At 62.8% G+C, this 18,904-nt stretch carries 15 protein-coding genes and 1 rRNA gene; 11 read left to right on the plus strand and 5 right to left on the minus strand.

What is annotated here, in order from left to right:
- Positions 1 to 25: 25 nt before the first annotated feature.
- From MB84_RS21965 to MB84_RS21975, 3 genes are all read right to left on the minus strand, one after another.
- A 16S ribosomal RNA gene (locus MB84_RS21965) occupies positions 26 to 1,558 on the minus strand.
- Between the two features lie 573 nt (positions 1,559 to 2,131).
- Positions 2,132 to 2,932 carry a basic amino acid ABC transporter substrate-binding protein gene (locus MB84_RS21970; protein WP_046289888.1) on the minus strand — a complete coding sequence of 267 codons (801 nt, stop codon included), beginning with the start codon at positions 2,930 to 2,932 and terminating at the stop codon, positions 2,132 to 2,134.
- 83 nt (positions 2,933 to 3,015) lie between these two features.
- A complete protein-coding gene (locus MB84_RS21975; RefSeq protein ID WP_046289889.1) occupies positions 3,016 to 3,792 on the minus strand; it encodes an enoyl-CoA hydratase in 777 nt (258 codons plus the stop codon).
- A 627-nt stretch (positions 3,793 to 4,419) separates the two neighbouring features.
- Between MB84_RS21975 and paaN the strand changes: the two genes are divergently transcribed.
- The 5 genes from paaN to paaK all read left to right on the plus strand — a co-directional run bounded on the left by paaN (position 4,420) and on the right by paaK (position 10,361).
- On the plus strand, positions 4,420 to 6,114 hold the full coding sequence (paaN, locus tag MB84_RS21985) for a phenylacetic acid degradation protein PaaN (protein WP_046289891.1): 1,695 nt from the start codon (positions 4,420 to 4,422) through the stop codon (positions 6,112 to 6,114).
- Between the two features lie 169 nt (positions 6,115 to 6,283).
- Complete coding sequence (pcaF, locus tag MB84_RS21990; protein WP_046289892.1) at positions 6,284 to 7,486, plus strand: 3-oxoadipyl-CoA thiolase; 1,203 nt, start codon at positions 6,284 to 6,286, stop codon at positions 7,484 to 7,486.
- A gap of 42 nt (positions 7,487 to 7,528) precedes the next feature.
- The gene (paaG, locus tag MB84_RS21995) at positions 7,529 to 8,311 is read left to right on the plus strand and encodes a 2-(1,2-epoxy-1,2-dihydrophenyl)acetyl-CoA isomerase PaaG (RefSeq protein WP_046289893.1); all 783 of its coding nucleotides are present in this window, start codon (positions 7,529 to 7,531) and stop codon (positions 8,309 to 8,311) included.
- 169 nt (positions 8,312 to 8,480) lie between these two features.
- Positions 8,481 to 8,936, plus strand: coding sequence for a hydroxyphenylacetyl-CoA thioesterase PaaI (gene paaI, locus MB84_RS22000; RefSeq protein ID WP_425415876.1), 456 nt, complete (start codon positions 8,481 to 8,483; stop codon positions 8,934 to 8,936).
- 129 nt (positions 8,937 to 9,065) lie between these two features.
- Complete coding sequence (gene paaK / locus MB84_RS22005) at positions 9,066 to 10,361, plus strand: phenylacetate--CoA ligase PaaK (protein WP_046289894.1); 1,296 nt, start codon at positions 9,066 to 9,068, stop codon at positions 10,359 to 10,361.
- A gap of 96 nt (positions 10,362 to 10,457) precedes the next feature.
- Here the strand turns inward: paaK and mltA are convergent, their stop codons facing one another.
- Positions 10,458 to 11,600 (minus strand): murein transglycosylase A, encoded by a 1,143-nt coding sequence (mltA, locus tag MB84_RS22010; protein WP_046289895.1) that lies wholly within the window; start codon positions 11,598 to 11,600, stop codon positions 10,458 to 10,460.
- On the opposite strand from mltA, the gene MB84_RS22015 reads away from it, so the two are divergent.
- The gene (locus MB84_RS22015; protein WP_046289896.1) at positions 11,599 to 11,850 is read left to right on the plus strand and encodes a hypothetical protein; all 252 of its coding nucleotides are present in this window, start codon (positions 11,599 to 11,601) and stop codon (positions 11,848 to 11,850) included. The two genes, mltA and MB84_RS22015, sit on opposite strands and share 2 nt — an antisense overlap.
- 45 nt (positions 11,851 to 11,895) lie before the next feature.
- On the opposite strand, the gene apaG is transcribed toward MB84_RS22015, so the two are convergent.
- On the minus strand, positions 11,896 to 12,270 hold the full coding sequence (gene apaG, locus MB84_RS22020) for a Co2+/Mg2+ efflux protein ApaG (RefSeq protein ID WP_039393382.1): 375 nt from the start codon (positions 12,268 to 12,270) through the stop codon (positions 11,896 to 11,898).
- 344 nt (positions 12,271 to 12,614) lie between these two features.
- Between apaG and rpe the strand changes: the two genes are divergently transcribed.
- The 5 genes from rpe to MB84_RS22045 all read left to right on the plus strand — a co-directional run bounded on the left by rpe (position 12,615) and on the right by MB84_RS22045 (position 18,898).
- Positions 12,615 to 13,295 (plus strand): ribulose-phosphate 3-epimerase, encoded by a 681-nt coding sequence (rpe, locus tag MB84_RS22025; protein ID WP_046289897.1) that lies wholly within the window; start codon positions 12,615 to 12,617, stop codon positions 13,293 to 13,295.
- Entirely contained in the window at positions 13,292 to 14,008 is a 717-nt protein-coding gene (locus MB84_RS22030) for a phosphoglycolate phosphatase (protein WP_046289898.1), read from the plus strand. Before rpe ends, MB84_RS22030 begins: the two co-directional genes overlap by 4 nt.
- Positions 14,009 to 14,425: 417 nt before the next feature.
- Positions 14,426 to 15,931 (plus strand): anthranilate synthase component I, encoded by a 1,506-nt coding sequence (trpE, locus tag MB84_RS22035; protein ID WP_046289899.1) that lies wholly within the window; start codon positions 14,426 to 14,428, stop codon positions 15,929 to 15,931.
- 422 nt (positions 15,932 to 16,353) lie between these two features.
- On the plus strand, positions 16,354 to 17,805 hold the full coding sequence (locus tag MB84_RS22040) for an efflux transporter outer membrane subunit (RefSeq protein ID WP_245725429.1): 1,452 nt from the start codon (positions 16,354 to 16,356) through the stop codon (positions 17,803 to 17,805).
- Positions 17,806 to 17,824: 19 nt separating this feature from the next.
- Positions 17,825 to 18,898, plus strand: a complete 1,074-nt coding sequence (locus tag MB84_RS22045; RefSeq protein ID WP_046289900.1) for an HlyD family secretion protein — start codon at positions 17,825 to 17,827, stop codon at positions 18,896 to 18,898.
- The last annotated feature ends 6 nt before the right edge of the window (positions 18,899 to 18,904 follow it).

Below are 18,904 nucleotides of genomic sequence, written 5' to 3' on the forward strand. Positions count from 1 at the left end.
ACTCAACTTCCAGTGCATGCTCTAGAAAGGAGGTGATCCAGCCGCAGGTTCCCCTACGGCTACCTTGTTACGACTTCACCCCAGTCATGAATCCTGCCGTGGTAAGCGCCCTCCTTACGGTTAGGCTACCTACTTCTGGCAAAACCCACTCCCATGGTGTGACGGGCGGTGTGTACAAGACCCGGGAACGTATTCACCGCGACATGCTGATCCGCGATTACTAGCGATTCCAGCTTCACGCAGTCGAGTTGCAGACTGCGATCCGGACTACGATCGGTTTTCTGGGGTTAGCTCCACCTCGCGGTTTGGCAGCCCTCTGTACCGACCATTGTATGACGTGTGAAGCCCTACCCATAAGGGCCATGAGGACTTGACGTCATCCCCACCTTCCTCCGGTTTGTCACCGGCAGTCTCCTTAGAGTGCTCTTGCGTAGCAACTAAGGACAAGGGTTGCGCTCGTTGCGGGACTTAACCCAACATCTCACGACACGAGCTGACGACAGCCATGCAGCACCTGTGTTACGGTTCTCTTTCGAGCACATCCACCTCTCAGCGGACTTCCGTACATGTCAAGGGTAGGTAAGGTTTTTCGCGTTGCATCGAATTAATCCACATCATCCACCGCTTGTGCGGGTCCCCGTCAATTCCTTTGAGTTTTAATCTTGCGACCGTACTCCCCAGGCGGTCAACTTCACGCGTTAGCTTCGTTACTAAGGAAATGAATCCCCAACAACTAGTTGACATCGTTTAGGGCGTGGACTACCAGGGTATCTAATCCTGTTTGCTCCCCACGCTTTCGTGCATGAGCGTCAGTATTGGCCCAGGGGGCTGCCTTCGCCATCGGTATTCCTCCACATCTCTACGCATTTCACTGCTACACGTGGAATTCTACCCCCCTCTGCCATACTCTAGCCTTGCAGTCACGAATGCAGTTCCCAGGTTAAGCCCGGGGATTTCACATCCGTCTTACAAAACCGCCTGCGCACGCTTTACGCCCAGTAATTCCGATTAACGCTTGCACCCTACGTATTACCGCGGCTGCTGGCACGTAGTTAGCCGGTGCTTATTCTTCCGGTACCGTCATCCCCCCGAGGTATTAACCCAGAGGATTTCTTTCCGGACAAAAGTGCTTTACAACCCGAAGGCCTTCTTCACACACGCGGCATTGCTGGATCAGGCTTTCGCCCATTGTCCAAAATTCCCCACTGCTGCCTCCCGTAGGAGTCTGGGCCGTGTCTCAGTCCCAGTGTGGCTGGTCGTCCTCTCAGACCAGCTACAGATCGTCGCCTTGGTAAGCTTTTACCCCACCAACTAGCTAATCTGATATCGGCCGCTCTTGTAGCGCGAGGCCCGAAGGTCCCCCGCTTTCCTCCTCAGAGCGTATGCGGTATTAATCCGGCTTTCGCCGAGCTATCCCCCACTACAAGGTACGTTCCGATATATTACTCACCCGTTCGCCACTCGCCACCAGGTGCAAGCACCCGTGCTGCCGTTCGACTTGCATGTGTAAGGCATGCCGCCAGCGTTCAATCTGAGCCAGGATCAAACTCTTCAGTTTAAACCTGTTACTGTTTTCGGTTTTTCGTGATAAATCACTCGAACCGGTCGCTCTCAAAGTATGCTGACAAGTTAATTACTTAACTTACCTATTACTATGTGAGCCTCAATAAATTTAAAGCTTATCTGCCGAAGCAGACGCACCATTCATCGAGTGCCCACACTTATCGGTTGTTTAATTTTTAAAGATCAATCGCATCTGACTTAACTTCGTCGCTTTGTTACCGCGCCGTCGCTTCGTTTTCTGCGTCGCTGCATCAGCAGCAGAGAAGTGAGATTATGTCGCAGCTTCTCGTCGTCGTCAACAGTTTTTTTCGCTTTCTTCGTTCGTCGCCGTAGCGACTCGCAAGCTCCAAAACCACTAACCACCGGGCTTTCCAGCCCGTCGCTTCAACTTCGTCGCTGCTTTCGCTGCGTCGCTGTCGTTGCGAGAGACGGAATATTAGTGAAAACCCCGAACCCTGGCAAGCACTTTGTGAAAATAATTTGAAAACCCATGAAAAAGCCCCGTCGCGACGGGGTTTTTTCATTTCATACAGCGTCGGCAGGCGCTGTATGCCAGGTGACTTCGGGACTACTTCTTACCGAAGTACCGCTCGTAGATGGCGTCATACGTGCCATCCGCCTTGATCGCATCGACACCCTTGTTGATCTTGGCCAGCAACTCGGCATCGCCCTTGCGCACCGCAATGCCGTAGTACTCCTTCGGGAAGCTGCTGTCAGCGACCGTGCGAAGCTTCGCATTCGGATTATTCGCAATGAAGTTCACCACGACACCGTTATCTGCGACCACTGCATCAACGCCCCCCGCTTCGAGTTCCTTCATTGCCAGCGGCGTGCCTTCGAAACGTTTGACCGACGGATTGTTCTTGCCCATCAGTTTCTGCACGACTTCGTCGCCCGTCGTCGCCGTCTGCACGCCGACCTTCATCGACTTCAAATCGTCGAACTTCTGCACGGTCGAGTTCGCGGGCACGGCGATCAACTGCGACGCCTCGAAGTAAGGCTTCGAAAAATCCATCTGTTTGCTGCGTTCGTCCGTAATCGTGATCGCGGAGATCAGGATGTCGCGGTCGCCCTGCACCAGCGAATTGAAGATGCCTTCGAACGGCGTATTGATAAAACGAATGGAGATGCCCGCCTTATCGGCGACGGCTTTCATCACATCGATATCGAAACCGGCGATCTGCCGGGTATCGGTTTCGAATTCGAACGGCGCATAGGCAGCGTCCGATCCGACGACGTACACAGGTTGCGAGCCGTCCGGCCCGACCGACCGGCCCGCAGCCGATTCTTCCTTCTTCCCGCAGGCACTCAACAGCAGCCCCGAGGCCACCACCAGGGCCAGCGCAAATGCACGTCGTTTCATCGACATTGTTTCGTCCCTTGCTGAAAAAACCGGCAGCCTATCATAGGACGACCTCCCCAACGGCGGCCGTCCCGGCTTTTCGCAATAGATCAGCGGTGCTTGAAAACCGGCTTGCGCTTTTCGACGAACGCCGCCATGCCTTCCTTCTGGTCTTCCAGTGCGAAGAGCGAATGGAACATCCGACGCTCGAATTGCACGCCCTCGTCGAGAGTCGATTCGAAAGCGCGGTTGACGGCTTCCTTCGCAGCCATGACGACCGGCAGCGAGTATTCACAAATGGTGTTGGCCGCGCCGATCGCCTCGTCGAGCAACTTGTCGAGCGGCACGATGCGCGAAACGAGGCCGGCGCGCTCGGCTTCGATGGCGTCCATGAAGCGCGCGGTCAGGCACATGTCCATGGCCTTGGCCTTCGACACGGCACGCGTGAGACGCTGTGTACCGCCCGCGCCCGGAATCACCCCAAGCTTGATCTCGGGCTGTCCGAACTTTGCGTTGTCCGCGGCGATGATGAAGTCACACATCATCGCCAGTTCGCACCCGCCGCCGAGTGCGAATCCCGACACTGCAGCGATGACCGGCTTGCGGATGCGGCGCACCGTCTCCCAGTTGCGCGTGATGTAGTCGCCCTTGAAGACGTCGGCGAACGTGTACTTGGACATCATGCCGATGTCGGCGCCGGCGGCGAACGCCTTCTCACTCCCGGTGATCACCATGCAACCGATGGCTTCGTCGGCGTCGAAGGCGGTGAGCGCAGCGCCCAGCTCGTCCACCAGCGCGTCATTCAGCGCGTTGAGCGCTTTCGGACGATTCAGCGTGATCAGACCGACGCGACCGCGCGTCTCCACCAGAATGTTCTCGTACGTCATCCTCTTACTCCTCCAGTCAAAGTCTCGTCTTGTGATTCGGGGGTCTGCGGTTACTCGGGCTCGATACCCGGGTAGCCGCCGGAAACAAATAAGGCGATGGGCGCGCCATCGGTTTGCGACGGCGCCGCGGCGCTCTCCACGGGCCTGGGTGTGCGGCTCGCGGCGCGTCGACTGCAGTGGTTAGGCATGATGCCATCGATCCCCCGGGCACGCACCTTTCGTTCCGCAGCGCAGATTGGAGGCCGCAAGCCATCCAATGTCGGGACAAAGTCCGAGAAATCGGGCGCGAGAGCCAGTTGCATCCGACGATGAATTCCCCGAACCGACCGCCCGCCCGGCATTCGCCACGCCCGCTTGCGCCGCACAGCGCGCCCGCCCGGATCCGTCGGGGAAAACCCGGCATCATCGTGCTCCACGCCCGGAAGATTTGGTGCTATATTAACAAACCAACCGGTCGGTCAATTAATGTTGACGACGAAGCGACGACAAGCATCGGTCCAAGCATGCGTCAGCCCCATTAGTCAGACGACCCGGTGCCGTCCCCTGCGTCTTGCCACGCGAGCCACGAACTTGCCCGCAAGATAGCGAATCCGCCAGCCGCATCCCGACACGGACAGATCCACAACCATGACTCATCCCCTCTTCGCCAAACACCAAGAGACTCTCGAGCGCGCCCTTCAGGCCATCGCCACGCGTGGTTACTGGAGCCCGTTTACGGAAATGCCGAGCCCGCGCGCTTATGGCGAGACGGCCGCCGCCGATGGCGAAGCCGCTTTTAAACAGTATCTGAACGCCGCCTTCCCGCTGGAGCAGCGCGGCAGCACGGGTAGCGTCGGCCAGGAAGCCTCGCCGTTCGGCTTTGCGCTCGGCACGACCTACCCCGGATTCGAAATCGACGCCCTGCTCGCCCGCGTGAAGGATGCCCACAAGTCGTGGCGCGCCGCGACGCCGGACGCCTGGGTCGGCGTCTCGCTCGAAATCCTCAAGCGCCTGAACGCACGTAGTTTCGAGATGGCCAACGCCGTGATGCACACGACGGGTCAGGCTTTCATGATGGCGTTTCAGGCCGGTGGCCCGCACGCACAAGATCGCGGTCTCGAAGCCGTGGCCTACGCATGGGACGAACTGCGCCGCATTCCGGCAGACGCCTACTGGGAAAAGCCGCAGGGCAAGAACCCGCCGCTGGCGATGGAAAAGCGCTACACCGTCGTGCCGCGTGGCGTGGCGTTGGTGCTTGGCTGCTGCACGTTCCCGACGTGGAACGGCTATCCCGGCCTGTTCGCCAGCCTCGCGACCGGCAATGCCGTCGTCGTCAAACCGCATCCGGGCGCGATCCTGCCGCTCGCCATCACCGTGAAGATCGCGCGTGAAGTGCTCAAGGAAGCCGGTTTCGATCCGGATGTCGTCACGCTCGCCGCGACCAACCCGAACGACGGCGCCATCGTCCAGCAACTCGCGAAGCGCGACGAAGTGCGCGTGATCGATTTCACCGGCAGCACCGCCAACGGCGACTGGCTGGAGATCAACGCGCGTCAGGCGCAGGTCTACACCGAGAAGGCCGGCGTGAACCAGATCGTGATCGACTCGACGGACGACCTCAAGGGCATGGCCCGCAACATCGGTTTCTCGCTCGCGCTGTACTCGGGCCAGATGTGCACCGCGCCGCAGAACATCTACATCCCGCGAGACGGAATTCAGACGCCGGACGGTAAGGTCTCGTTCGACGAAGTGGTGGCCGCCATTGCCGGTAGCGTTCAGAAGACGTGCAGCGATCCGGCCAAGGCCGTCGAACTGCTCGGCGCGATCCAGAACGAAGGCGTCCTCGCTCGCATCGACGAAGCCCGCAAGGTCGGCCGTGTGGTGCTCGACAGCCAGACGCTCGAACACCCGGCCTTCGCCGGTGCGCGCGTGCGCACGCCGCTGATCGTCGCGCTCGACGTCGCCGACGAAGCCACCTACACCCGAGAATGGTTCGGCCCGGTCACGTTCGTGATCGCGGTGGACAGCGGCGAGCAAGCCTTCGCGCTGGCCGGACGCACCGCTGCGCAGCACGGCGCCCTCACGCTGTCGGCCTACACGACGACGCCGGAAGGCGAAGCACTGGCACTCGACGCCGCCATCGAAGGCCGCGTCGCTCTGTCGCTCAATCTGACCGGCGGCGTGTTCGTCAATCAGTCGGCGGCCTACTCGGACTACCACGGCACGGGCGGCAACCCGGCTGCAAACGCCAGCCTGGCCGACGCAGCTTTCGTTGCCAATCGTTTCCGCGTCGTGCAAAGCCGCCACCACGTGCCGGCCAAGTCCGAAGCGGGCGCTGCCTGACTCACGTCCATCGAGTCACATCTATAGATAGAGAGGACGGGAAACCCCTCACGCAATTGCGACGGTAAGTCACCACCATAGTCACTCACCGTCGCATGGCCCCTGCGCTTCAGTGCTCAGGCCCCGCGACCGATCTTCCCGCCCCAAGCCAAGACAGGAACGAGACACCATGACCGAAGCCTTCATCTGCGACGCGATCCGCACTCCCATCGGCCGTTACGGCGGTGCGCTGAAGGACGTTCGCGCCGACAACCTCGGCGCGATCCCCCTCAAGGCGCTGATGGCGCGCAACCCGAACGTCGACTGGACGCTGATCGACGACGTTATTTACGGCTGCGCCAATCAGGCAGGTGAAGACAACCGCAACGTCGCTCGCATGGCGTCGCTGCTTGCCGAGTTGCCCACCGACGTGCCGGGCGCGACGCTCAACCGCCTGTGCGGCTCCGGCATGGACGCCATCGGCACCGCCGCACGCGCCATCAAGGCGGGCGAAGCCGGGTTGATGATCGCAGGCGGCGTCGAATCGATGACGCGCGCACCGTTCGTGATGGGCAAGGCCGACAGCGCGTTCTCGCGTCAGGCCGCGATTTTCGACACGACCATCGGCTGGCGCTTCATCAACCCGCTCATGAAGGCGCAGTACGGCGTCGACTCGATGCCGGAGACGGCAGAGAACGTGGCCGACGACTTCAAGATCAATCGCGAAGATCAGGACCGTTTTGCGCTGCGCAGCCAGGAGAAGGCCGCGCGCGCGCAAGCCGACGGCACGCTCGCACAGGAAATCACGCCGGTGTCCATCGCCCAGAAAAAGGGCGACGCCATCGTCGTAGAACATGACGAACATCCGCGCGCCACGAGCATGGAAGCGCTGGGCAAGCTCAAGGGCGTGGTTCGTGCCGACGGCACCGTCACCGCCGGCAACGCCTCCGGCGTGAACGACGGCTCGTGCGCTCTGCTGCTGGCCAGCGAAAGCGCCGCCAAACTGCATGGCCTCACGCCGCGTGCCCGCGTGCTCGGCATGGCGACCGCCGGTGTCGCACCGCGCATCATGGGCATCGGGCCGGCCCCGGCCACGGTCAAGTTGCTCAAGCAACTGAACATGACGCTCGACCAGTTCGACGTCATCGAGCTGAACGAAGCGTTCGCCAGCCAGGGCCTGGCGGTGATGCGTCAACTCGGCCTCGCCGATGACGACGCCCGCGTGAACCCGAATGGCGGCGCGATCGCGCTGGGCCATCCGCTGGGTGCGTCGGGCGCACGTCTGGTGACGACGGCGATGTATCAGCTTCACCGCACGGGCGGCCGCTTCGCGCTGTGCACGATGTGCATCGGCGTGGGTCAGGGCATCGCCATCGCCATCGAGCGCGTCTGAGCGATAACCCTTCTATATAGAGAGCCCCGGAGACAGCCCCCGATGACCGCCACGATTCAACTGACGCTGCAAGACAATGTCGCCACGATCACGCTCAACCGTCCCGAGAAGCTCAACAGCTTCACGCGGCAGATGCACGCGGAACTGCGCGACGCCCTCGACACCGCGCAGGCACAAGGCGCACGCGCCATTGTGATCACCGGTGCGGGCCGCGGCTTCTGCGCCGGGCAGGATCTGGCGGATCTGGACTTCACACCGGGCGCATCGACCGATCTCGGCGCGCTGATCGACGAGAACTTCAACCCGCTCGTGCGCAGGCTGCGCGCCATGCCGATGCCGGTGATTGCGGCAGTGAACGGCATCGCCGCAGGGGCGGGTGCAAATTTGGCGCTCGCGTGCGACATCGTTCTGGCGGGCGCTTGCGTCAACTTCGTGCAGGCCTTCGTGAAGATCGGCCTCGTGCCGGACACCGGCGGCACGTGGTTCCTGCCGCAACGCATCGGCATGGCCCGCGCGATGGGACTGGCGATGCTCGGCGACAAGCTCTCGGCCGAGCAGGCGGAACAGTGGGGCCTGATCTGGCGATGCGTCGACGACGACGCGTTGTTGCCCGAAGCCCAAAAGCTCGCCACGCAACTGGCCACGCAACCCACCAAGGCGCTCGCGACCATCAAGGAAGCGCTTTACGCCTCGGCGACCAACACGCTAGATCAGCAACTGGATCTGGAGCGCGACGGACAACGCTCGCTGGGCGCCTCCTACGACTATGCGGAAGGCGTGAACGCGTTCCTGCAAAAGCGCGCGCCGAAGTTCGAGGGCCGCTGATCGCCGACGAAGCACGGACAAGCACGGACGAAGCACCGAGCAAGCTGAAGGTACGCAGGACCGAGGAAAAACAAAACAGGCAGCGACGCACACCGAACGCCAAAACCACACGCGCCGCGCAAGAGACCACGACATAACAAGATTAGACGAGACACAAGAGGAACCCCCGATGAGCCAAACCTCCGCCGCCAAAGCCGTCAGTGACATGACGCCGGAAGAACTCGCCCACGCGACGGGCGAAGCGATGTACAGCACCGACCGAGCGAGCCAATGGCTGGGCATGGAGTTGCAGGAAGTGCGTCCGGGCTATGCCCGTATGTCGATGCGCATTCGTGACGAATTCCTCAACGGTCACGCCATCTGCCACGGCGGCCTGATGTTCACGCTGGCCGATTCGACGTTTGCGTTCGCCTGCAACAGCTACAACGTCGTGACGGTGGCGGCCGGTTGCAGCATCGAGTTCCTCAAGCCGGTCTCGGGCGGCGACACGCTCACCGCCGAAGCGCAGGAGCAGGTGCTCTCAGGGCGTCATGGCATTTACGACATTCGTTTGACGAACAGCGCCGGTGAGGTGGTGGCGATGTTCCGCGGCAAGTCCGCACAGATCAAGGGCAGCGTCGTCTGACGAAGTCCGGCAATACCCCGTAGTACTCGGTAGTACTCGGCAGTACTCGGTATTACGCACCTCCGGCATCGGGCGCGCGCGAGGTAATCAACGTATCAGCGTAAGAAGCAAGACCCCAAGGAGACAGTCATGACCACCGCCTTGCCGCTCGAGCCGATCGAGAAAGCGAGCCTCGACGAACTGCGCGCCCTTCAGCTCGACCGACTGAAGACGACGCTGCGGCATGCCTACGAGAATTCGCCGGTGTATCGCCGGAAGTTCGAAGAGGCCGGCGTCCACCCGGACGAACTGACCTCGCTGGCCGATCTGGCCAAGTTCCCGTTCACGACGAAGCAGGATCTGCGCGACAGCTATCCCTTCGGCATGTTCGCGGTGCCGATGGAGCAGGTCTCGCGCGTGCATGCGTCCTCGGGCACGACAGGCAAGCCGACGGTTGTGGGCTACACCGCTAACGACATCAGCACCTGGGCCGATCTGGTCGCACGTTCGATCCGCGCCTCGGGTGCGCGTCGCGGCGACAAGGTGCATATCAGCTATGGCTATGGCCTGTTCACGGGCGGTCTCGGTGCGCACTACGGTGCAGAGCGCGCCGGCCTGACGGTGATTCCGTTCGGCGGCGGTCAGACCGAGAAGCAAGTGCAACTGATTCAGGACTTCAAGCCGGACATCATCATGGTGACGCCGAGCTACATGCTCGCGATCGCCGACGAACTGGAACGTCAGGGCATCGTGGCAGCGGAATCGTCGCTGCGCATCGGCATCTTCGGCGCGGAGCCATGGACGAACGACATGCGCACGGCCATCGAAAAGCGCATGGGAATCGACGCGGTCGACATCTACGGCCTGTCGGAAGTGATGGGCCCGGGCGTGGCTTGCGAATGCGCCGAGACGAAGGACGGTCCGACCATCTGGGAAGACCACTTCTATCCCGAAATCATCGATCCGGAGACGGGTGAAGTGCTGCCCGACGGCGAGTTTGGCGAGTTGGTGTTCACGTCGCTCACGAAGGAAGCGCTGCCGATCATTCGTTACCGCACGCGCGATCTCACGCGCCTGCTGCCGGGCACGGCGCGCACGATGCGTCGGATGGAGAAGATCACCGGCCGTTCGGACGACATGATGATCATTCGCGGCGTGAACGTCTTCCCGTCGCAGATCGAGGAATTGCTGCTGCGTCAGCCGGTGCTGTCCCCGCACTATCAGATCATTCTGGACAAGGAAGGTCCGATGGACACAATGGCGGTGGACGTCGAAGCGGCCGTCGGATGCGACGACGCCGCTGCGTTGCAAGCGGCGGGCGGTGAACTCAAGCGCGACATCAAGACGCTCATCGGCGTGTCGTGTGCGGTACGCGTGAAGCCGGTCGGCGGCATCGAACGCTCCGTCGGCAAAGCACGCCGGGTCGTGGACAAGCGCCCGCGCTAAGACGCTCACGGCATCTCGTCAGCATGAAAAAAGCCCGCGTCGTTCTCGGGCTTTTTCATGGGCGTCGGCGTCGAAATTTGCCGAAAGCGCTCCGGCTCACTGGTTCGGCAGGAACACCCACATCTTGCCGCTCTGGCGCATGCGTCCGGCCAGATCACCGGCATCGTCGCCCAGCCCCCAGAAGAAGTCGGCACGAACGCCGCCCTTGATTGCACTGCCGGTGTCCTGCGCGAACATCAGCCGGTTGATCGGCGAATTGGCCTGCGGCCCGAACGGCGGACGCGTCGTCGACAGGAACACAGGGCTGCCCAGCGGGATCGACGCCGGATCGACGGCAATCGAGCGCTCTGCCGTCAAGGGCACGCCCAGCGCGCCGATGGGGCCTTCGATGCCGCCCACGCCGTGGTTCGGCATTTCGCGGAAGAAGACGAAGCGCGGATTCACGTCGAGCAGCGCATCGACGCGCGACGGGTTCGCGCGCGCCCAGGCACGAATGCCCTGCATCGTCGCCTGCGCCGCCGTGATCTCGCCGCGATCGATCAGCCAGCGGCCGATCGACTTGTACGGCTGATCGTTGTTGCCGCCGTAGCCCACGCGCATGATCGAGCCGTCGTCGAGCACGATCTGACCGGAGCCCTGGACTTGCAGGAAGAACGCCTCGATCGGATCGTCGACGTACACCAGCTCGTAGCCGCGCAACATGCCGCTGCGCATCAGTTCGGCACGGGCGGGAAGCGATCCGGCCTTGCGTCCGGCGGGCCATTTATACAGCGGCGTCTGGTAGACCCCGCTGCGCACGCGCGAGCCATGCAGCAGCGGTTCGTAGTAACCGGTGATCAGCCCCGTCTGCGTCCCATCGGAGTTCGCGATGCGAAACGGCGTAAAGTACTGCTCGAAGAACTGACGCACCGAGGCAGCGTCGAGATCGTCGAGTTGCTCGGAGGCCCGGCACGCCGGTTGCCACTTCGTCTGACGTCCCAGTTTCACGCAGGTTTGGGCGAGCGCGAGACGTGCGCCGATCAGGGAATCATCCTGCCAGCCATCGACGTCGGCCCATGTCACGGCCTGCATGCGTCCCGCACTGGCCGGAGGCGTTGCCACATTCGACGGCGGAACGCCTGGACGCGACGGGGTCGACGGAGGCACACTCGAACAACCATAGAGCAATGCGGCAAACGCGGCGAGCGCCAGGCCCCGGCCCGGGCGCCACCGCCCGAACACATTCAGGAAGGACGTCATGAGTAATCTGTTCGATGAATATCCGGCCTTGCTGGTATTGCCGGAGGTGTTGCTGGCGATCGTGATCGTCGCCGCTATCGTGATCTTGCGACGCAAGCCGTCGCCCGGACGCAGGGTTCGCCAGATGCGCGCCACCCGGCCGATGCCAAGCGATACGGTAGAAGGGGTGGACAGGGTGGACCCCGCGGATCCACGCGACGCGTCCGGCGACCCGCTCAAGAAGGAAGACTGGTCCGACGACCGTCGCTGACGCGCCAGTCCGCCAAACCACGCCAACGGTGCACGCATGCCCGGCTCAGTGGAGCGTGCGCGGCATGGTCAGCGCGAATTCCGCGATGGGCGCTTCGAAGCGTGTGCCGTCCTCCGCCACGCAGAAGTACTCGCCGCGCATGGTGCCCACCGGCGTCGCCACCATCGCCCAGCTCGTGTACTCGAACTGTTCGCCAGGCTGGAGGAACGGCTGATGGCCGACCACACCCAGCCCGTTCACTTCCTGCACCTTGTTGTCGCCGTCGGTAATCACCCAGTGACGTGAAATCAGCTGTGCCGGTACCTCGCCGCTATTGCGGATGGTGATCGTGTAGGCGAAGGCAAACTGCCGCCGATCCGGTTCCGATTGTTCCGGAAGGTACTGCGGACGCACGGTGACGGTAAATTCGTACTGGCTCATCGGGTGTTCCTGTAGCGCATGCGGGCTCTCTGATGTTGTTCTGGTCTGACTCTTATGGGACGGCGGCGGGTTCCAGCAGCGTGACAGGCGATAAACACAAATGCTGTCCCGTTTTGCAAGGCATTCTGCGGCAAGTCGTCGCGGGTCGCAACCAGCAAACGCCCGTCGAATGTCCCCCGGATGCTCGCCAAACGCGCTTCAAACGCCGCCGAGTCGAATCCAGCGCCGAATCCGGCGTTGTAACTCACGCAAAGGCTTTCGGGCCGGGGCCTGCGGCACACAACGGGCAAGCGTCATGTGAAAGCTTTAAAATGGCGCTTTTGACGCTTCCCCCCTGCCCTGCCATGACGCAATTCTGTATCGCCCCCAGCATCCTGTCCGCCGACTTTGCCCGGCTGGGCGAAGAAGTCCGTAACGTCGTGGCGGCGGGCGCCGACTGGATTCACTTCGACGTGATGGACAACCATTACGTTCCCAACCTGACGATCGGCCCGATGGTCTGCGAAGCCATTCGCCCGCACGTGGACGTGCCCATCGACGTGCACCTGATGGTGCGCCCGGTCGACCGCATCGTGCCCGACTTCGCCAAGGCTGGCGCCAATCTGATCACGTTCCACCCGGAAGCCTCGGAACACGTGGACCGCACGCTCAGCCTGATTCGCGACAACGGCTGCAAGGCCGGCCTCGTCTTCAATCCCGGCACCCCGCTGCATTACCTCGATCACGTGATGGACCGTCTGGATATGGTGCTCATCATGTCGGTCAACCCCGGTTTCGGTGGCCAGTCGTTCATTCCGGAAGCGCTCAACAAGCTGCGCGCCGTGCGTGCCCGTATCGACGCGTACACCGCCGAGACCGGCCGTGAGATCCGTCTCGAGATCGACGGCGGCGTGAAGGTCGACAACATCGCCGAAATCGCGGCCGCAGGCGCGGACACGTTCGTCGCCGGTTCGGCCATCTTCGGCAAACCCGACTACAAGACGGTCATCGATCAGATGCGTGCCCAACTCGCGAGCGTCGCATGATCCAGAATCCGCATCTCCAGCTGGACGGCATCCGCGCCGTGCTGATCGACCTCGACGGCACGCTTGTCGACACCGCAGGCGACTTCGGTGTCGCGTTGAATGCCATGCTCGCCGACCTCGGTGCCGAACCGGTGCCTGTCGAGCGTCTGATGACGTTCGTAGGCAAGGGCACGGCCAACCTCGTGCGCAAGACGCTTGCCGAACGCTTCCCCGAGTCGGACATCGACGCGCTGTTCGACCGTGCGCAAGACAAGTATGAAGCCGTCTACACGTCGATCAACGGCGAGAACACGGTGCTCTATCCGGAAGTGCGCGAAGGGCTGGCCGCGTTGCGCGAAGCCGGTCTGCCGGTCGCCTGCATCACGAACAAGCAGCATCGCTTCGCGGTCGACCTGCTCGCCCACTACGGCCTGAGCGATCAGTTCGACCTCGTGTACGGCGGCGACTCGTGGCCCAGGCGCAAGCCGGACCCGATGCCACTCGTCAAAGCGTGTGAAGCGTTCGGTGTGACGCCTGCGCAGACGGTGCTCGTCGGCGACTCCGGTAACGACGCGCAGGCCGCCCGCGCTGCGGGCTGCCGCTCGCTCACGGTGCCGTACGGCTACAACCATGGCGAATCTATACAAACGATCGACACGGATGGTATAGTCGCCTCAATTCTGGGCGCTGCCCGGGCGATTCTGCCCAAGGCGACGTCCGCACTGGCGAACTGAATTCGTCATCTTCCACACTGCATTCAAGCAATGTTCCTGAACAAGAAACGGAGTCTTAGCGTGATCGACCGGGGGGCCTGGCCCTGGCGACGCTGGTCCTGCTGAACCCTTCCCAAGGGGTGGCCGGGACCGTCGAAGTTCGTCTTCGGCAACCCGTTTCTTGCATCGTTGTTGTTCCCAAGAAGTTATCGATCGGCGCGCGGTCCCGTACGGCGTGCGGATTCGTCGAGACGCATCGTTTCCTCAGCTTTCGCCAAGCCATCGCGCTCGCCGCCGATGCGCGCGGATTCGCTGCGAACCGATGCGCCGCGACGTGGGTCAGCACACGCCACTCCGACACGACTCAGGTAGTTTCAACGCCAATCCACGCCGATATTGCGGGACCGCCCGCCGGCAAACTTGCAGGCAGAGTGCAACATGACCGAACTCGAATTCAAATCGCTGGCCAACCAGGGCTTCAACCGCATCCCGCTGATCGCAGAAGCCTTTGCCGACCTCGACACCCCGCTGTCGCTTTATCTCAAGCTGGCGTTGGGGGACCGTCGCGGTGCGAACACCTTCTTGCTGGAGTCCGTCGTCGGCGGCGAGCGCTTCGGGCGCTACTCCTTCATCGGCCTGTCCGCCCACACGCTGCTGCGCAGCTTCGGCCCGAAGACCGAAGTCGTGCGCGACGGCGCCGTCGTCGAGACGCATGAGGGCGACCCGCTCGAATTCATCACCCAGTTTCAGGCGCGCTTCAAAGTGGCGCTGCGCCCGGGCATGCCGCGTTTCTGCGGTGGCCTCGCCGGGTACTTCGGCTACGACGCCGTGCGCTACATCGAGAAGAAGCTCGCGCACACCGCGCCGCGCGACGACCTGAATCTGCCGGACATCCAGTTGCTGCTCACCGAAGAACTCGCCGTGATCGACAACCTGACCGGCAAGCTCTACCTCATCATCTACGCCGACCCCACGCAGCCGGAAGCCTATTCGAAGGCACGCCTGCGTCTGCGCGAGTTGCGCGCGCGCCTGAAAGCGCCGGTCGACGCTCCCGTCACGTCCGGCAGCGTGCGCACCGAGACCTTCCGCGAATTCGCCAAGCCGGACTATCTGGCCGCCGTCGCCAAGGCGAAGGAAGCCATTGCCGCCGGTGAACTGATGCAGGTGCAGGTCGGCCAGCGCCTCATCAAACCGTACCGCGACGCCCCGCTCTCGCTTTACCGCGCGCTGCGCTCGCTGAACCCGTCGCCGTACATGTACTTCTACAACTTCGGCGACTTCCAGGTCGTGGGCGCATCGCCGGAGATTCTGGTGCGTCAGGAACGTCGTCAGACGCCCGACGGCGAACACGAGATCGTGACGATTCGTCCGCTCGCAGGCACGCGTCCGCGCGGTGCGACGCCCGAGCGCGACGCCGAACTGGCGAAGGAATTGCTCGGCGACCCCAAGGAAATCGCCGAACACGTGATGCTGATCGATCTGGCACGCAACGACGTGGGCCGCATCGCGCAAACCGGCACCGTCGAAGTCACCGACAAGATGGTCATCGAGAAGTATTCGCACGTGCAGCACATCGTGAGTTCGGTGGAAGGCCGCCTGCAACCGGGCCTATCGAACATCGACGTATTGCGCGCCACCTTCCCGGCTGGCACGCTCACCGGCGCGCCGAAGGTGCGTGCGATGGAGCTGATCGACGAACTCGAACCGGTCAAGCGTGGCCTCTACGGCGGCGCAGTGGGCTATCTGTCGTTCGGCGGTGAAATGGACGTTGCCATCGCCATTCGCACCGGCGTGGTGAAGGACGGCAATCTCTACGTGCAAGCCGCCGCCGGTATCGTGGCCGACTCCGTGCCCGAATCGGAATGGCAAGAGACGGAGAACAAGGCGCGCGCCGTACTGCGTGCGGCCGAACAGGTGCAGGACGGTCTCGACGCAGAGTACTGATCCCCGCCTCCTCATACCGCTGCACCAAGGTGAAGCGCATTGCCGTTTAAAACGGCACAAGCATCCCTACATTGCATGCGGGTGACGCTTCACCCGGAAAGGCCCCGAATCGACGCTCTAATCGATTCGGGGCCTTTCTTGATTTAGCACAACCGTTCGCTTTTTTCGACCTCTTTGGCATACGCCGATTGACGTCACCCACGATATAGTTAGGTGTCCGTCGGGAGGTCGAAGCTTCTATGGCGAAACCATGCAATCCACGTATGCGTTCCGACATCGCGAATACCCAAGCGATGTCCCCAACGTCCGTCAGGCCCATTCGGCCCCATAGGTCCAATAGGCTTAATCGGCCTGACAGGCCTCGGTCCCTCATATCGATCACGGCCGCGCTTGCCGCTGCGGTGCTTAGCGGCTGTATCTCGATGGCGCCCAGTTACGAGCGCCCCGCCGCGCCGGTCGCCAATGTGTGGACGTCTGACGTCGGCACCTCCCCCGCCACGGCCACGGCGCAGCCCGCGTCCGCGCTCGACTGGCGTGAGTACTTCGCCGATCCGAAGCTACGCAGCCTCATCGACACTGCACTTGCGAACAATCGCGATCTGCGCGTCGCGTTAGCGCGTGTGGAACAGGCGCGCGCGGTGTACGGCATTCAACGCGCCGATCTGTTTCCGTCCGCAGGCATCGGTGCGAGCGGCACACGGCAGCGTCTGCCCGGCGACCTGAGTCTGACCGGCAATCCCTACATCAGCAGCCAGTATCAGGTCGGGCTCGGGCTGTCGACATGGGAGCTGGACTTCTGGGGCCGCATCCGCAATCTGAAAGACGCCGCGCTCGACGACTACCTCGCGTCCGACGCCTCGCGCCGCGCGCTGGAACTCAGTCTGATCTCGCAAGTTGCGCAGACGTGGTTGAGTCTGCGCGAATTCGACGAACGCATCGCGCTCGCGCAGCAAACGGTCGACAGCCGCGCCGAGTCGCTGCGCATCTTCACGCGACGCGAGCAAGTCGGTTCGACGTCGAAACTCGATCTCACCGAAGTCACTACGCTCTGGCAGCAAGCGCGGGCGCTCGTCACGCAACTCGAACAGCAACGCGCCGCGCAAGCGCACGCGTTGCAAGTGCTGGTCGGCGTGCCCATCGACACCTCACCGCAAGCGCTCGATCGCACGGTCGACGATGCCAGTCTGATGCGCGATCTCGATCCCGGCTTGCCGTCGTCGTTGCTGGAGGATCGTCCGGACATCATCGCCGCCGAGTATCAACTGCGCGCAGCGCACGCCAACATTGGCGCAGCGCGCGCGGCGTTCTTCCCGCAGATCACCCTGACAGGTTCGGTCGGCACGGCAAGCAGCGCACTCGACGGCCTGTTCAAAGCGGGCAGCGCCGCGTGGACCTTCACGCCGAGCATCAACATTCCGATCTTCCAGGGCGGACGTCTCGTCAACAATCTCGATCTGGCCGAAGCGCGCCGCGTGGAGTCGGTGGCGAATTACGAGAAGACGATTCAGGGCGCATTCCGCGACGTCGCCGATGCGTTGAGCGCACGCCGCTGGCTCGCCGAGCAGGTGACGATTCTGCAAGCGACGCAGGATGCGCAGGCGGAACGCGCGCGTCTCGCCAAGCTGCGCTACGACCACGGGGCCGCTGCGTTCCTCGAAGTCCTCGATGCCCAACGCGACCTCCTCGCCATCGAACAAACCACGGTGCAGACACGACGCGCGCTGCTTTCCGCTCGCGTGTCGCTCTACACGGCGCTCGGCGGCGGCAGCCGTCTCATGCCTGCGGCCGACACACCGTCGGGACCGTTCGGACAAACGCCCCGCGTCATCGAGCCATCGCCGGGCACGGCGACCACCGCGCCGACTGTCCAATAAATTAAAGAGGTCATAAAACATGACGCTTCCCAACGCCAAGAAACTCGTTCCGGCCCTGATCGTGCTCGTCGTGATCGGGCTGGGATGGTACGGATGGAAGACCTACAGCCACAGCGGCCCGGGCGACGGTTTCGCCAGTGGTAACGGACGCATCGAAGCCACCGAAGTCGATATCGCGACGAAGATGGCCGGACGCGTCGAAGCGATCTACGTGCGCGAAGGCGACTTCGTGAAGGCGGGGCAAGTCCTCGCCAAGATGCAGATCGACACGCTCAACGCCCAGCGCGACGAAGCGCGCGCGCAGTATCAGCAAGCCGTCACCAACGTCGCCGCGATTCAGGCACAGGCCGCTGCACGTCTGTCGGACAAGGCCACGGCCGAAGCCAACGTGGCCGCGCGCGAGGCCGAACTCGACGCCGCACAACGCCGCCTATCGCGCTCGGAAACGCTCTCGAAGGAAGGCGCATCGTCGGTGCAGGAGCTCGACGACGACCGCGCACGCGTACGCAGCACCCGCGCCGCCGTCACCGCCGCCAAGGCGCAGGTCGCCGCCGCGCAATCGGCCGTGGAAGCGGCCAACGCACAAGTCACCGGATCGAAATCGACGGTCGAAGCCGCACAGGCCACCATCACCCGAATCGAAGCCGATATCACGGACAGCGAACTCAAGGCACCGCGCGACGGGCGTGTGCAGTATCGCGTCGCGCAGCCGGGCGAAGTGCTCGCGGCGGGCGGCAAGGTCCTCAACCTCGTCGACCTGTCGGACGTCTACATGACGTTCTTCCTGCCCGAAGCCGTCGCGGGACGCCTCGCAATGGGCGCCGAAGCCCGCATCGTGCTCGACGCCGCGCCGCAGTTCGTCATTCCCGCCAGCATTTCGTTCGTCTCCAGCACGGCGCAATTCACGCCGAAGACGGTCGAGACCGAGAGCGAGCGTCAGAAGCTGATGTTCCGCGTGCGCGCGCAGATCGCGCCCGAACTGCTGCAACAGCATCTGAAGCTCGTGAAGACCGGCCTGCCCGGCGTGGCATGGGTGAAGACCGACAGCAAGGCAGAGTGGCCCGCCCAGTTGCAGATCCGGTTGCCGCAGTGAGCCGCG

The sequence above is a fragment of the Pandoraea oxalativorans genome, assembly GCF_000972785.3.
In the GTDB taxonomy this organism is placed as follows: domain Bacteria; phylum Pseudomonadota; class Gammaproteobacteria; order Burkholderiales; family Burkholderiaceae; genus Pandoraea; species Pandoraea oxalativorans.

Excerpts from the sequence above, each read along its gene's own strand:
- MB84_RS21970 (WP_046289888.1), bottom strand. The coding sequence starts at position 2,932 with ATGTCGATGAAACGACGTGCATTTGCGCTGGCCCTGGTGGTGGCCTCG.
- MB84_RS21975 (WP_046289889.1), bottom strand. The coding sequence starts at position 3,792 with ATGACGTACGAGAACATTCTGGTGGAGACGCGCGGTCGCGTCGGTCTG.
- paaN (WP_046289891.1), top strand. The coding sequence starts at position 4,420 with ATGACTCATCCCCTCTTCGCCAAACACCAAGAGACTCTCGAGCGCGCC.
- pcaF (WP_046289892.1), top strand. The coding sequence starts at position 6,284 with ATGACCGAAGCCTTCATCTGCGACGCGATCCGCACTCCCATCGGCCGT.
- paaG (WP_046289893.1), top strand. The coding sequence starts at position 7,529 with ATGACCGCCACGATTCAACTGACGCTGCAAGACAATGTCGCCACGATC.
- paaI (WP_425415876.1), top strand. The coding sequence starts at position 8,481 with ATGAGCCAAACCTCCGCCGCCAAAGCCGTCAGTGACATGACGCCGGAA.
- paaK (WP_046289894.1), top strand. The coding sequence starts at position 9,066 with ATGACCACCGCCTTGCCGCTCGAGCCGATCGAGAAAGCGAGCCTCGAC.
- MB84_RS22015 (WP_046289896.1), top strand. The coding sequence starts at position 11,599 with ATGAGTAATCTGTTCGATGAATATCCGGCCTTGCTGGTATTGCCGGAG.
- mltA (WP_046289895.1), bottom strand. The coding sequence starts at position 11,600 with ATGACGTCCTTCCTGAATGTGTTCGGGCGGTGGCGCCCGGGCCGGGGC.
- apaG (WP_039393382.1), bottom strand. The coding sequence starts at position 12,270 with ATGAGCCAGTACGAATTTACCGTCACCGTGCGTCCGCAGTACCTTCCG.
- rpe (WP_046289897.1), top strand. The coding sequence starts at position 12,615 with ATGACGCAATTCTGTATCGCCCCCAGCATCCTGTCCGCCGACTTTGCC.
- MB84_RS22030 (WP_046289898.1), top strand. The coding sequence starts at position 13,292 with ATGATCCAGAATCCGCATCTCCAGCTGGACGGCATCCGCGCCGTGCTG.
- trpE (WP_046289899.1), top strand. The coding sequence starts at position 14,426 with ATGACCGAACTCGAATTCAAATCGCTGGCCAACCAGGGCTTCAACCGC.
- MB84_RS22040 (WP_245725429.1), top strand. The coding sequence starts at position 16,354 with ATGGCGCCCAGTTACGAGCGCCCCGCCGCGCCGGTCGCCAATGTGTGG.
- MB84_RS22045 (WP_046289900.1), top strand. The coding sequence starts at position 17,825 with ATGACGCTTCCCAACGCCAAGAAACTCGTTCCGGCCCTGATCGTGCTC.